This window comes from Streptomyces sp. A0958 (assembly GCF_004795035.1).
Taxonomy (GTDB): Bacteria; Actinomycetota; Actinomycetes; order Streptomycetales; family Streptomycetaceae; genus Streptomyces.
This window is the reverse complement of record NZ_SSBK01000021.1, coordinates 1-13,098: the sequence shown is the minus strand read 5'-3', so window position 1 is coordinate 13,098 and position 13,098 is coordinate 1. Positions and strand designations below refer to the sequence as shown.

At 72.3% G+C, this 13,098-nt stretch carries 14 protein-coding genes and 1 pseudogene; 8 read left to right on the top strand and 7 right to left on the bottom strand.

All coding sequences use genetic code 11. The features are described 5' to 3' along the window. Window positions 1-85: 85 nt before the first annotated feature. The 3 genes from E6P78_RS20645 (at window position 86) to E6P78_RS20630 (ending at window position 3,992) form a co-directional block, all read left to right on the top strand. Window positions 86-1,504 (top strand): HtaA domain-containing protein, encoded by a 1,419-nt coding sequence (locus E6P78_RS20645; RefSeq protein ID WP_136205111.1) that lies wholly within the window; start codon window positions 86-88, stop codon window positions 1,502-1,504. Window positions 1,505-1,673: 169 nt separating this feature from the next. Then, entirely contained in the window at window positions 1,674-3,236 is a 1,563-nt protein-coding gene (locus tag E6P78_RS20635) for an HtaA domain-containing protein (protein ID WP_136205110.1), read from the top strand. An 84-nt stretch (window positions 3,237-3,320) separates the two neighbouring features. After that, window positions 3,321-3,992, top strand: coding sequence for a PhzF family phenazine biosynthesis protein (locus tag E6P78_RS20630; protein ID WP_136205109.1), 672 nt, complete (start codon window positions 3,321-3,323; stop codon window positions 3,990-3,992). Between the two features lie 51 nt (window positions 3,993-4,043). On the opposite strand, the gene E6P78_RS20625 is transcribed toward E6P78_RS20630, so the two are convergent. After that, window positions 4,044-4,706, bottom strand: a complete 663-nt coding sequence (locus tag E6P78_RS20625) for a biliverdin-producing heme oxygenase (RefSeq protein ID WP_136205108.1) — start codon at window positions 4,704-4,706, stop codon at window positions 4,044-4,046. 196 nt (window positions 4,707-4,902) lie between these two features. After that, entirely contained in the window at window positions 4,903-5,622 is a 720-nt protein-coding gene (locus E6P78_RS20620; RefSeq protein WP_136205107.1) for a TetR/AcrR family transcriptional regulator, read from the bottom strand. A gap of 140 nt (window positions 5,623-5,762) precedes the next feature. Between E6P78_RS20620 and E6P78_RS20615 the strand changes: the two genes are divergently transcribed. Further along, complete coding sequence (locus E6P78_RS20615) at window positions 5,763-6,650, top strand: NAD(P)H-binding protein (RefSeq protein ID WP_136205106.1); 888 nt, start codon at window positions 5,763-5,765, stop codon at window positions 6,648-6,650. On the opposite strand, the gene map is transcribed toward E6P78_RS20615, so the two are convergent. Continuing rightward, entirely contained in the window at window positions 6,637-7,494 is an 858-nt protein-coding gene (gene map, locus E6P78_RS20610; protein WP_136205105.1) for a type I methionyl aminopeptidase, read from the bottom strand. The genes E6P78_RS20615 and map overlap by 14 nt on opposite strands. 58 nt (window positions 7,495-7,552) lie before the next feature. Here map and E6P78_RS20605 point away from each other — a divergent pair, with 58 nt between their 5' ends. Further along, window positions 7,553-7,789 carry a hypothetical protein gene (locus E6P78_RS20605; protein ID WP_168712662.1) on the top strand — a complete coding sequence of 79 codons (237 nt, stop codon included), beginning with the start codon at window positions 7,553-7,555 and terminating at the stop codon, window positions 7,787-7,789. Window positions 7,790-7,841: 52 nt separating this feature from the next. Here the strand turns inward: E6P78_RS20605 and E6P78_RS20600 are convergent, their stop codons facing one another. Further along, entirely contained in the window at window positions 7,842-9,188 is a 1,347-nt protein-coding gene (locus E6P78_RS20600; RefSeq protein ID WP_136205103.1) for an MFS transporter, read from the bottom strand. Window positions 9,189-9,290: 102 nt separating this feature from the next. Then, a complete protein-coding gene (locus E6P78_RS20595) occupies window positions 9,291-9,896 on the bottom strand; it encodes a hypothetical protein (protein WP_136205102.1) in 606 nt (201 codons plus the stop codon). A gap of 153 nt (window positions 9,897-10,049) precedes the next feature. On the opposite strand from E6P78_RS20595, the gene npdG reads away from it, so the two are divergent. Further along, window positions 10,050-10,760: an NADPH-dependent F420 reductase gene (npdG, locus tag E6P78_RS20590; protein WP_136205101.1), complete on the top strand. Its 711-nt coding sequence runs from the start codon at window positions 10,050-10,052 to the stop codon at window positions 10,758-10,760. Window positions 10,761-11,037: 277 nt separating this feature from the next. Continuing rightward, window positions 11,038-11,235 carry a hypothetical protein gene (locus tag E6P78_RS20580; protein WP_136205100.1) on the top strand — a complete coding sequence of 66 codons (198 nt, stop codon included), beginning with the start codon at window positions 11,038-11,040 and terminating at the stop codon, window positions 11,233-11,235. 85 nt (window positions 11,236-11,320) lie between these two features. On the opposite strand, the gene E6P78_RS20575 is transcribed toward E6P78_RS20580, so the two are convergent. Together E6P78_RS20575 and E6P78_RS20570 are read right to left on the bottom strand one after the other, a co-directional pair. Beyond that, on the bottom strand, window positions 11,321-11,698 hold the full coding sequence (locus tag E6P78_RS20575) for a nuclear transport factor 2 family protein (RefSeq protein WP_136205099.1): 378 nt from the start codon (window positions 11,696-11,698) through the stop codon (window positions 11,321-11,323). 174 nt (window positions 11,699-11,872) lie between these two features. Then, window positions 11,873-12,661 carry a site-2 protease family protein gene (locus tag E6P78_RS20570; RefSeq protein WP_136205098.1) on the bottom strand — a complete coding sequence of 263 codons (789 nt, stop codon included), beginning with the start codon at window positions 12,659-12,661 and terminating at the stop codon, window positions 11,873-11,875. 85 nt (window positions 12,662-12,746) lie between these two features. Here E6P78_RS20570 and E6P78_RS20565 point away from each other — a divergent pair. Next, a pseudogene (locus E6P78_RS20565) lies at window positions 12,747-13,098 on the top strand (hypothetical protein); the annotation flags it as partial.

Below are 13,098 nucleotides of genomic sequence, written 5' to 3'. Positions count from 1 at the left end.
GAATGTGACGGAAGGGGGGTACCGACACAGGATGCACATATCTTAGGTTAGCCTTACCTGTGTTTCCAGACCTCGGAGGGGCCCCATGCCACCGTTCAGACCTGCCCGCGCCCTCGCCGTCGCGCTTCTCGCGGTCCTGCTTGGCGCTCTGCTCCCGGCGACCGCCGCGCAAGCGGCGAGCCGCACGGTGCAGGGCGGACGGCTGGACTGGGGCATCAAGTCCTCGTTCCAGAGCTACGTCACGGGCCCGATCGCCCAGGGGAGTTGGGGGCTGACCGGCGGCGCCGCCACAGTCGGCGCCAGCCAGTTCCGCTTCCACTCCGCGACCGGCTCCTACGATCCGGCGAGCGGCACGTTCCGGGCCGGCTTCTCGGGCGGTGTCCACTTCACCGGGCACAAGAAGTCCGACGGCTCCTACGAACTCGACCTCACCATCAGCCGCCCCACCGTCCGCATCCAGGGCGGCAGCGGCACCCTGTACGCGGACATGGTCAGCAGGGAACGGGGGAGCGGACGCGTCACCTCCGCCGCCCAGGTCCCGCTGGCCACGCTCGGCCTGTCCGGGATCGACATGCGGGGCGGTTCCACCCCCATCGCCCTCACCAACATCCCGGCCACGCTGACGGCACAGGGCGCCAAGTCCTTCGCCGGCTACTACACGGCCGGTACGCCGCTGGACCCGATCAGCCTCTCCGTGGACACCATGGGCCCGGCCGCGAAGCCCAGCCCGTCGAAGTCCTCGGCCACGCCCGGCAGGAGCGCCGCGCCGAAGAAGAGGACCGCGACCGGCCCGTTCGAGGACGGCGCCGTCGACTGGGGCGTGCGCCGTACCTTCCGCGAGTACGTCACCGGGTCGATCGGCAAGGGCGAGTGGACCCTGGCCGACGGCGCCCAGGACGGCGGCGCGCTCTTCCGCTTCCCGAAGGGGCAGGGCACGTACGACCCCGAGAAGCAGAGCCTGGCGGCCACCTTCGCTGGCAGCGTCCGCTTCACCGCGGCCGACGGCCTCGATCTGAAGCTGTCCCGGTTCGCGGTGGCCCTGAAGGCGGGCAAGGGCACGCTCCGCGCCGACGTCCTGAGCGACGGCGCGACCACCAAGGCCGTTCCGCTCGTCACCTTCACCGCCAAGGACTTCGCGCCGAAGGACGGCCTCGCGGTCCTCACCGAGGCCCCTGCCACGCTGACCGCCGACGGCGCCAAGGCCTTCGGCACCCTCTACAAGGCGGGCACCGCGATGGACCCGGTCTCGCTCGCCGTGGCCACCGACGCGAAGGCGAAGCTGCCCGCCCTGCCCGACCTGGGCAGCGACGCCACCGCCACGCCGGAACCGTCCAGCAGCCCGGCGACGAAGACCGCCGCGGTCCCCACCGCGGCCGAGGCGGACGACGACTCGCGGACCGGTCTGTACCTGACCCTCGGCGGCGCCGGAGTGCTCGCCGCGGCGGCGGTCGCCGTGCTGATGCTCGTACGCCGCAACCGCGCGAAGCCGGACGCCTCTTCCTGACCCCCTCACCCCCTCCGCACCACCCCCTCCGCACCACCCCCCTCCGCACCACCCCCCTCCGCACCACCCCCCTCCGCACCACCCCCCTCCGCACCACCCCCGTCCCCATCACCCCCGTTCCCATCACTCCCCCCGTGATTTCGCACATCCCCTGAGGAGACCACCGATCATGGCAGCCACCCGCCGCCCCATAACCCTCGCCGCAGCCGTCGCCACCGCCGCCGCACTCGGCGCCACCCTGGCGCTCCCGGCCCTCGCGGCCGACCGCTCCGCGCGCAACGCCACCGCCGCCGCGCCGACGATCGAGCTGAAGGACGGCAGGCTGGACTGGGGCTTCAAGGAGTCCTTCCGCAAGTACATCGGCGCCGTCGGCAAGATCACGGTGAAGGACGGCGCCACCCAGGCCGACGGCAACGGTGTCTTCACCTTCGTCAACGGCAAGGGCACGTACGACACCCCCACGCACGGCACCGACACCGCCTTCGAGGGCGGGGTCAACTTCTTCGCGCACGGCGGTGTCCTGGACATCACGCTCTCGGACGTCAAGATCTCCACGGCCGGCAAGGGCGGCGCGATCACCGCCGACGTGTCCACTCCGCAGGGCACGCAGAACGACGTGGCCGTCGCCGACCTCGACCTCTCGGCGGTGAAGCCTGGCGAGGGCGCGGGCGGCGCGATGGTCTTCAAGGACATCCCCGCGAAGCTGACCAAGGCCGGCTCCGACGCCCTCAACGGCCAGTACAAGGAAGGGGAGACGCTCGACCCGGCCACGCTCACCGTGACGGCGGCCCCCACCCCGACCGAGGAGCCCACGGACCCGGCGACGCCGACCGAGGAGCCCACGGACCCGGCGACGCCGACCGAGGAGCCCACGGAACCTGCGCCCCCCACCGAGCCCACGCAGCCGACGACGAAGCCCAGCCCGACGGCCACGGCGACCGCCACCGACAAGCCGGCCGTCGAGTCCGGCCCGATCGTCGACGGCACCCTGGACTGGGGCGTCAAGGCGTCCTTCCGCTCGTACGTCACGGGCTCCATCGCCCAGGGGAAGATCGAGACGACGGGCGGCGCGACCGCGACCGCCGGCGGCTATCGCTTCTCCGACGCCACCGGCAGCTTCGACGCCGCCGGGCAGGCTCTGAAGGCCGAGTTCGGCGGCAAGGTCCGCTTCCTCGGCCACAAGGAGGACGGCGCCTACACCCTCGACCTGTCGCTGACCAACCTGGCGATCCGGGCGGACGGCACCAGGGCCCAGCTCGTCGCCGACGTCTCCGCCAAGGACCGGCAGTCCAAGAAGGTGTCCCGCTACACCGCTCTGGCCATCGCCGATCTGAAGCTGCCCGCGGGCAAGCTCGCCGCGAAGGACGGTGTGGTGACCCTGACCGGCGTCCCGGCGACCCTCACCGCCGACGGCGCCACCAAGGCGTTCGGCTCGATGTACGACCCGGGCGAGCGGCTGGACGCGCTGACCGTCGCGGTCTCCCTGGACAAGGACGCCACCCTCCCGTCCGGCTCCACCACGGGCGGCTCGTCCACGACCGGCGGCTCGTCCACCGGCGGCAGCGTGGGCGGTTCGGGCAGCGTCGGCGGCGCCGGTACGGTCGGCGGCTCGGGCGCCCTGGCCTCCACCGGCTCCGACATCCCGGTGGGCTCGCTGTTCGCCGCCTCGGGCCTGGTCGTGGCCGCCGGCGCCGGTGCGGTTGTCGTCGCCCGCCGCCGCCGTACCGCCTGACACCTCGGCACCTGGTGACACCACCGCCCGGGTACCGGCCCTCTCGTGGGGCGGGTACCCGGGCGGTGATGCTTGAATGCGCACGTGAACGACTACGACGTACCCGCCGGCATCGACGTCCTGCGCGTGTTCTGCGGCCCCGACGGCCGGCACGGCAACGCCCTCGGGGTCGTACGCGACGGGCGCCGTCACCCCGGCCGGCCCGCCCGGCAGGAACTCGCGCGCCGACTCGGCTTCAGCGAGACCGTGTTCGTCGACGACCCCGAGCGCGGACAGCTCGACATCTACACCCCGGGCCTCCGGCTGCCGTTCGCCGGACACCCCGTGGTCGGCGCCGCCTGGCTGCTCGACCTGGAGGTCCTGGAGCTGGAGGTGGGCGACGTGTTCGCCCGCCAGGACGGCGAGTTCAGCTGGATCGCCGCCCGCCCCGAGTGGGCGCCCCCGCGCACCCTCCAGCGGTACGCCTCGGCCGCCGAGGTCGACGCGCTCCCGGCCCCGCCGCTCGGCGAGGGCTGGCTCTACGCGTGGGCCTGGGAGGACGAGGCGGCGGGCCGGGTCCGGGCGCGGGCGTTCCCGCGCAGGGACGACAACATCGCGGAGGACGAGGCGACGGGAGCCGCGGCCCTGTTGCTGAGCGCCCAACTGGGTCGCGCGCTCAACATCACACAGGGCCGCGGCTCCCAGATCCTCACGGCACCCGCGCCGGACGGCACGGTCGAGATCGGCGGCAGGGTCCTCCTGGCCCACCACGGTTAGGGTCTGTCAGCCGGGCCCGCGAAGATCCGCCGGACAGGCCCCGGTGGCTCGTCAGGCGGCCCGGAACACCTCGCCCAGCTCCCGGAACACGGCCGTGTTCAGCGCGAAGGCGCGCTTGCACTCGTCCACGATCCGCTGCTTCTCCAGGTCGTCGGCGTTCACCGCGTCCAGCAGCTCCCGGTAACCCCGCTTGAAGGAGGCGGGGTTGCCGATCTCCTCGAAGACGTAGAACCGCACCCCGTCGCCCTTGCGCGCGAAGCCCCAGGTCTTCTCCGCCTTGTCACGGATGATCTGACCGCCCGACAGGTCGCCCAGGTACCGCGTGTAGTGGTGCGCGATGTACCCGGCGGGCCAGGTACGGGCGCACTCGGCGACCCGTGCGGCGTACGCGGCGGTGGCCGGAAGCGGCTCCAGGCCCTCGCGCCAGTCCGCGCCCCGCAGATGGGCGAGGTCGCGCTCCAGCTCGGCGGTGCGCATCAGCTCGGGCTGTATGAACGGCCCGGCGACCGGGTCCGCGGCCAGGGCCTGGGCGCCGTCCTCCAGGGCGCGGTACACGAACCACAGCTGCTCGGTGTAGCGCGTGTACGCGTCCACGCCGAGGCGCCCGCCGAGCAGATCGCTCATGAAGGTCGAGGTCTCCGCCTCGGTGTGCTGCTCGTGCGACGCGGCGCGGATCAGCGTCGAGAAGGGCGTGGCGGTGACGGTTGCGTCCAAGGCGGGCCTCCGGGGCCGAGGGGGACGGGAAGTCTAGAAAGAGACGGAAATATCGGCCCGCCGCAGTTGCCCGCCGCAGCGCCTGCCGATGGCTCGATCTTCCTACTTAGGCATACCTAAGTCAACTCCTTGCCGACGACTTGTCGGTAACTCTGACGCCGCTGTGGCACTGGGGGACGCGCTTACGGGACGTTCGTCAGGCGCCCTCGTCGGGTGCCGCCGAGATGCGGTCGAGCAGTTCCGCGAGCAGGGCACGCTCGCCCGCGGTCAGCGCGCCGGTCCGGGGGAGGAGGGCGTGCAGGGCGACCGCCGCCGCCGCGGGGCCGGGGGGAGGGGTGGTCGGGGCCTCGGTGGTGATCGCGGCGATCACCGCTTCCCGCGCCAGGTGGGACACGCTCATGTCCCGGTGGTCCTCGGGGGTGGCGATGAGGGAGAGGGTGGTGCCGCCGCCCACGGCGTGCACCAGGTGGGTGGCGCGCGTCTCGTCGATCCGCAGGCGCCCGGCCTCGGCGATCCGGTGGACGTGGGTGGCGAGGACTTCCAGCGCGGCGGTGGCCGCGGGGGAGGGGGTGCCGGGGCTGGGCTGGGCGTACATCAGGGTGTACAGGGCCGGGTTGGCCAGGCCGAACTCCGTGTTGAAGTTCCAGCCGGTGCGCAGGTCCTCCACCGGGTCGCCCGTGAGTTCGAGGGAGTCCTTCTCGCCGAGATGGCTTGCGAAGCCGTGCGCGGCGACGGCGTCGAGCAGGCCCTGCTTGTCGCCGAAGAGCCGGTAGATCGTGGGCGCCTGGACGCCGGCCGCGGCGCTGACCGCGCGCGTCGACACCGCCTCGCGCCCCTCTTCCGCGAGCAGCCGGGTGGCGGCGGCGATGATCCGTTGGCGGTTGTTCCCGGTGGGGGTGGGGCGATCGATCTCCATGGTTTCCGATGATAACGGAATTATGTTAGCGGTTTGCGGTATCGACGTTAGCGTGCAATCGTTATCAGCGGAAACGGTGTGCGGCCGGTGACCGGCCGACGCGCCACATCCCTGTCCGCGACCATGCCCCGGAGGCTTCCGTGATCGTCATTACCGCTCCCACCGGCCGGATCGGCCGCCAGGTCCTCGACACGCTGCTCGACGACGGCCGGCAAGTCCGGGTGATCGCCCGCGACCCCGCCCGGCTCACCCCGCGGGCGCGCCGCGGCGCCGAGATCGTCCGGGGCTCCCACAGTGACCCCCAGATCCTCGCCCGGGCGTTCAAGGGCGCCGACAGCGTCCTGTGGCTGGTCCCGCCGAACCCCGTCGCCGACGACATCCAGGAGCACTACCTCGGCTTCACCCGCCCGGCCTGCGAGGCCATCCGCGTGCAGGGCGTCCGCCGTGTCGTCGGCGTCAGCAGCCTCGGCCGCGCCTACGGCCCGGGCGCCGGGCAGTTGTCGGCCGCGTTCGCGATGGACGAGCTGATCGAGAGCACCGGGGTCGGCTACCGGGCCCTGGCCATGCCCTTCTTCATGGAGAACCTTCTCCACCAGGCCGAAGCGCTCACGGCGCAGGGCGTGCTCTCCCTGCCGGTGGCCGCTGACCGCCCCCTGGCGCTCGTCGCCACCCGCGACATCGCCGCGACCGCCGCCCGACTCCTGGCCGACGACTCCTGGTCCGGGCAGGCAGCCGTCCCGGTGATCAGCCCCGATTCCCTGTCACCCGAGGACATGGCCCGGGTCCTGTCGGAGGCCCTGGAGCGCCCGGTCCGCTTCGAGCAGTCCGACCGCGAGGCGTACAAGGCTGCGATGGTGCGGTACGGGATGAGCGAGGCCTGGGCGCAGGGCCTGTTCGACATGGCGGACGCCCAGGACAACGGCGTCTACGACGCGGAATGGCGGGCCCTGACCACCCCGGCCCCCACCGGCTTCCGCCAGTGGTGCCGGGAGGTGCTGATACCCGCCGCAGGGACTACGGCAGCGTGAGGATGTCCGCTCCGGTCTCCGTCACCACGAGCGTGTGCTCGAACTGCGCGGTGCGCTTGCGGTCCTTCGTCACCACGGTCCAGCCGTCGTCCCACATGTCGTAGTCGTGGCTGCCGAGCGTCAGCATGGGCTCGATGGTGAACGTCATGCCGGGCTTCATCACGGTGGTGGCGCGCGGGCTGTCGTAGTGCGGCACGATCAGCCCGGAGTGGAACGAGGTGTTGATCCCGTGCCCGGTGAAGTCCCGTACGACGCCGTACCCGAAGCGCTTCGCGTACGACTCGATGACCCGCCCGATCACATTGATCTGCCGGCCCGGCCGCACCGCCTTGATCGCCCGGTTCAGCGACTCCTCGGTGCGCTCGACGAGCAGCCGGGACTCCTCGTCGACGTCGCCGCAGAGGTAGGTGGCGTTGTTGTCGCCGTGCACGCCGTTGATGTACGCGGTCACGTCGAGGTTCACGATGTCGCCGTCGCGCAGCACCGTGGAGTCCGGGATGCCGTGGCAGATCACCTCGTTGAGCGAGGTGCACAGCGACTTGGGGAAGCCCCGGTAGCCCAGCGTCGACGGGTAGGCGCCGTGGTCGCACATGAACTCGTGGGCGACGCGGTCGAGTTCGTCCGTCGTGACGCCTGGGGCGATGTGCTTGGCCGCCTCGGCCATCGCCTGCGCGGCGATCCGTCCCGCGATGCGCATGCGCTCGACGGTGTCGGCGTCCTGGACCTCCGGGCCGGTGTACGGCGTCGGGGCGGGCTTGCCCACATACTCGGGGCGCCGGATGTTTCCGGGCACGGAACGGACGGGAGTGAGCTCCCCTGGTACAAGCAGCGACTGGCCAGACATGCCAGCGAGTCTAACCAGCGTGTCTGGGGCAGCATGGCACAGAGGAAAGGAACGGACGATGGCCCTGTTCAAGAAGCGCACGGTCGGCAAGCCGGGCGAGTGGTTCTACTGCCTGGAGCACAAGAAGGTCGAGGAGGGCCCGGAGTGCCCGGCCAAGGACCGCTTCGGCCCGTACGCCACCCGCCAGGAGGCGCAGCACGCGATGGAGACGGCCCGGGAGCGGAACCTGGAGTGGGAGACCGACCCCAAGTGGCACGACCGCCCGGGCCCGGACGAGGGCGAGGCGGCCGGCTGAGCGAGCCCGTCGGGCGCCCGGGGGCACGTGAGCCCGGGCCCCCGGCCCCGGCTCAGCCCGCCGGCGCCGCGTCCAGGCCCTCCGCGCCCTGGGCGCCGTCCGCCTCCCGCGCGTGCCGCGCGCCCTGCGCGCGCCTGCGCAGCGCGTCCTCGTCCGTCGCCGAGTCGTACGTGAGGAGCTTGGGGAGCGCCGCCGCCAGCAGCGCCACGGAGGCGACGCAGGCCACGCCGCCGGTCCAGATCGCGGGCCGGGTTCCGGTCCACCCCGCCATGCCGCCGGCCCGGACCTGGCCGAGCTGCGGCCCGGCGCTGTACGAAAGCACCTCGATGCCCGCGAGACGGCCCCGCAGCTCCTCCGGGATCGTCTGGTTCCAGATGGTGGAGCGGCCGAGCCCGCTGAGCATGTCGCCCGCCCCGGCGAACCCGAGGCAGACCAGCACCAGCCACACGTTGCCGAACCAGCCGGCCGCCGCGATGGCCGTGCCCCAGACGGCGGCGCCGAACACGACGAACAGCCCGTGCCTGCGCACCCGTGAGGTCCAGCCGCTGGTCAGGCCGAGGGCGAGGGAGCCGACCGAGCCCGCCGCGTACATCAGGCCGAGCGACCACTCGGCGTCCAGCTCGTCGGCGAGGAACGGGAAGATCGTGTTGGGGAAGGCGAAGAACATCGCGGCCATGTCGATCGCGTACGTCCCGAGCAGCACCGGCCGGCTCCAGGCGTAGCGCGCACCCTCCACGATGCCGCGCAGCGACGGCTTCTGCCCCTTCTCGGCGGGCGGCGCGGGGGCGAGCCTGCGGCACATCAGCACGGAGACGGCGAAGGTGACCACGGTGACGGAGTACGCGGTGGCGTGCCCGGCGTAGGCCACCACCAGGCCCGCCAGCGCCGGGCCCATGATCGCCCCGGCCTGCCACCGCAGCGCGTTCAGGGCGGCGGCCGCGGGCAGTTGCTCGTGCGGCACGATGCGGGCCATCAGCGAGTCCAGGGCGGGCCGTTGGAGCCCGGCGAGCGCGGAGACGCCGCCCGCCACCAGGTAGAGCGGCCACAGCAGCGGGTCGGGCAGGGCCGCGTTCACGAGGAGGACCAGGGCGAGCAGCCCGAGCCCGGCCTCGGTGGCCAGGATGATCTTGCGCCGGTCGGCGGAGTCGGCGAGCGCGCCGCCGTACAGGCCGCATATGACGAGCGGCACCAGCTCGACCGCGCCCATCGCGCCGACGGCGAGGGGGGAGCCGGTGAGGTCCTTGATCTGGAGGGGCAGCGCGATCAGCGCCATGAAACTGCCGAAGTAGGTGACGAGCCCCTGCACCCACAACAGCCGGAAGTCGGCCGATGACCGCCACGGCGAGAGATCGGGAAGGAGCGCGGCAAGCCTGGTGGCGAGGGAGGAGCGAGAGGTCACGAGGAGACATGGTCTGTCGGGATACGTGCCCAATGCAAACGGTATTCGCGCAGTGGCTGGGGACGGCCCCGGGCGCCGGGCTCAGGGCGGCGCCCCCTCACCTCACCACCGAGGGGGCGGAGGGGCGGTCAGCTGGTCGGCGAGGCGGGAGAGCCGGTCGCGGAACGTGCGCCGGCCGCCGCGCGGGACGGGCGTGCCGTTCTCCCCGGCGGCGGCGCTGACCAGGTGCTGGACGGTGTCCAGGTCCACGTCGTCGCCGTCCGTCACGGACAGCGCCTCATGGGCGAGCCCGCGCACCTGCGGATCGCCGTTGTCCAGCGAGAGGACCGTCGCCCCGGCCCGGCGGGCGTCGTGGACCCGCTCGAGAAGCCCCTCGCCGGGCCGCTCCGGCACCACCACGAGCAGCGTCTCGCCCCGCCCGGCCGCCTCGATCCGGCCGAGGCCGACCGAGAGGTGCGCCGGGACGTCCGGTTCCACCCGGTGGCGTACCAGGGTGGGCCGGAGTTCGGGCAGCCCCGACCAGGTGGACTCGTCGACCAGATGGGCCGCCAGGTGCCAGGGCTCGTACACCTCGGTACCCACCAGCAGCAGCCCGCCGCCGTGCGGGACCACGGAGGAGCGCAGGGCCCCGGCGAACTGCCGGGCGGCGGCCGGCCACTGGGTCCTGGCGAGCACTTCACGCAGCAGCGCCACACGTACGGCATCCATGGCCCGGCATCATGCACGAGCCCGGACCCCGCCACGGGCGAACGGCCGCGCAATCGTCCGTACGGGTGGCGGTCCGGAAGGCTGTCCGGTGATCCGTCCCACTGGCCGGGGACACAGGGTCCTCACCCCGTACCTGGCAGTAGTGTCGAGGCCATGACTACGAATGAGAGCGGCAGCGCGTCCAAGCCCCCCGCCAAGGACCCCTGGGACCTGCCCGACGTCTCCGGCCTGACCATCGGCGTGCTCGGCGGCACCGGCCCGCAGGGGCGCGGCCTCGCCTACCGGTTCGCCCGCGCCGGCCAGCAGGTGATCATCGGCTCCCGCGCCACGGACCGCGCCGAGGCGGCGGCCCAGGAGCTGGGGCACGGCGTGCGGGGCGCGGACAACGCCGCGTGCGCCCGCGACAGCGACGTGGTGATCCTCGCGGTGCCGTGGGACGGGCACGCCAAGACGTTGGAGTCGCTGCGCGAGGAGCTGGCCGGAAAGCTGGTCGTCGACTGCGTCAACCCGCTCGGCTTCGACAAGAAGGGCGCCTACGCGCTGAAGCCGGAGGAGGGCAGCGCCGCCGAACAGGCCGCCGCCCTGCTGCCGGACTCCCGCGTCACCGCCGCCTTCCACCACCTGTCCGCGGTGCTGCTCCAGGACGAGGCGATCGAGGAGATCGACACCGACGTGCTGGTGCTGGGCGAGACCCGCGCCGACACCGACATCGTCCAGGCCCTGGCCGGCCGCATCCCCGGCATGCGCGGCATCTTCGCCGGCCGGCTGCGCAACGCCCACCAGGTCGAGTCGCTGGTCGCCAACCTGATCTCTGTCAACCGCCGCTACAAGGCCCACGCCGGACTGCGGACCACCGACGTGTGAGCCGGGCCCACCGCCGGGCCCACCGCCGGGCCCACTGCCGGGCCCACCGCCGGGCCCACCGCCGGGCCCACTGCCGGGCCCACTGCCGGGCCCACTGCCGGGCCCACTGCCGGGCCCACTGCCGGGCCCACTGCCGGGCCCACTGCCGGGCCCACTGCCGGGCCCACTGCCGGGCCCGCCGCCGGGCCCACTGCCGGGCCCACCCTGCTCCGGGCGGCCGGGGGCATGGGGGACACTGGAGGGGACCGCGCATCATCCCCCGACAGGAGCCACCCCCATGCCCCGCCTCGCTCTCTACGCCCTCATCGTCTGCGTCCTCGCCGTTGCCGCGGCCGTGACGTCCTTCGTGGAGGGCATGTGGCTCATCGGGGCCGTCTGGGTGCTGCTCGTCGGGCTCTCGTCCAACATGGCCTGGTACTACCTGCGCCGCCGCCGCGCCGAGACCCCCCGGCAGCCGGCGGACCAGAGCCTGTAGGGCCACCGCCCGGGTCGCGCCCGTCTCGCGGCGCCCCGGTGACGCACTGGGCCCAGTGCCGTGACGGGACGCGCTACTGCAAGATTCAGGTGCCGGAGGGCTTGATCTCCCCCGCGAAGACGATGACCTGGTCGATGAGGCTCCGCCGCAGATGGACGACGTCCGTTCCCGCTAGTCGGGGACCTCCATCGGGCGTGGTGAAGACCCACCGGTACCGGGCCCACTCGTCCGGCATGTCCACCGCCGAGCAGCGCACCATCGTGCCGGCCCCCGCCGGGTGGCGCCGGATGTCCAGCACGAACCGTTCAACCGCCTCGATCCCCTCGCTGCGGCCCAGCGGTCCCCAGAAAATCACGTCCGAGGTGAGGGCCTGGGAGAGCAGCTCGGTCACATAGCCGTCGTCCGAGGCGTTGAACGCGGAGATGAACGTGTCGATCGCGGACCGCGCCGTCTCTTCATGCATGCACCAGTAATACCAGCCCATCCGCGGCTCGTTCGTCCTGTGTGCCGTCTTCCGTACACGGCGAACTGCTCCGGATCGCGGGACAGCTCTCAGCGGCCCCGGACACGGGCGTGCGGGTGCATGTCGTGCCGGCCGTCCTCGTGCGGGAGGGGCCCGGGCCAAGCGGCGCGATACTCACCCGCCCATCTCGCACACCGGATTGGCCCCCTGCCAGAACCGGTAGGCGTCCAGGCCGCAGTCCACCCAGAACCCGTGCACGCCCAGCGACCTCAGCACCGCGTAGACCGCGTCGAAGAAGACCGCGTTCAGCTCGGGAACCCACAGCAGGGCGAAGACCGCGATCAGCCCGAACGGCGCGATCGGCTCCACCGCCCGCCGCACGGAGTACGACAGCCACGGCTCGATCACCCCGTAGCCGTCCAGCCCCGGCACCGGGACGGAGTTCAGGATCGCCGCCGTCACCTGGAGCAGCGCCAGGAAGCCCAGCGCGTTCCGGAAGGCCGCCGGAACCCCGTCCAGCGCGTGCAGCCAGAACGGCGCGGTGCACACGAGCGCGAACAGCACATTGGTCAGCGGCCCCGCCGCCGAGATCAGACTGTGCCTCCACCGCCCCCGAATCCGCCCCCGCTCGATGAAGACCGCCCCACCCGGCAGCCCGATCCCTCCCATGATCACGAACAGCACCGGCAACACGATGCTCAGCAGCGCGTGGGTGTACTTCAGCGGATTCAGCGTCAGATAACCCTTGGCCCCGATCGAGATGTCCCCGCTGTGCAGCGCGGTCCTGGCATGCGCGTACTCATGCAGACACAGCGACACGACCCAGGCCCCGGTGACGAACAGAAACGTCGCGAACCCGGGCTGCGCCGCGAAGTCCGTCCACACCCCCCACCCGGCCACGGCGGTCACGGCGGCGATGCCAAGGAAAACCGGACTGATCCGCTGCTGCGCTGCGCTGCCCATCCCCCGACCCTAAGCCTTGATCCGCCGAATCGATGCCTGTGGATAACTTTTCTTGGAACGAGAAAGTGCCTTGTGACCTGCGATGATGGGAGTTCTTCAGGCTTCCAGCACGCACGATCAGCAAGGCACTTCCGAGATGCAAGTTTCCCATACTCCGGCGGCGGTCTCCGCTGCGTTCGATGACCCGAATCTGATCGCGTATGGCGGGCTGGTCCCGGTGCTGCGGCTGGCCGAGCGGTGCGGGCTGTCCCGGCTGGTGGCCGAGAAGGTGAAGCTGAACGGGGCGAGGAACGGGGCGGGGGCTGCGGCGGATGCCAAGGTCACCAGCATCGTCGCGGGCATGGCAGCCGGTGCGGACAGCATCGATGACCTGGCGATGTTGCGCCACGGGGCGATGCCTGCCGTGTTCGGTGGCATGCGCGCCCCGACCACGCTCG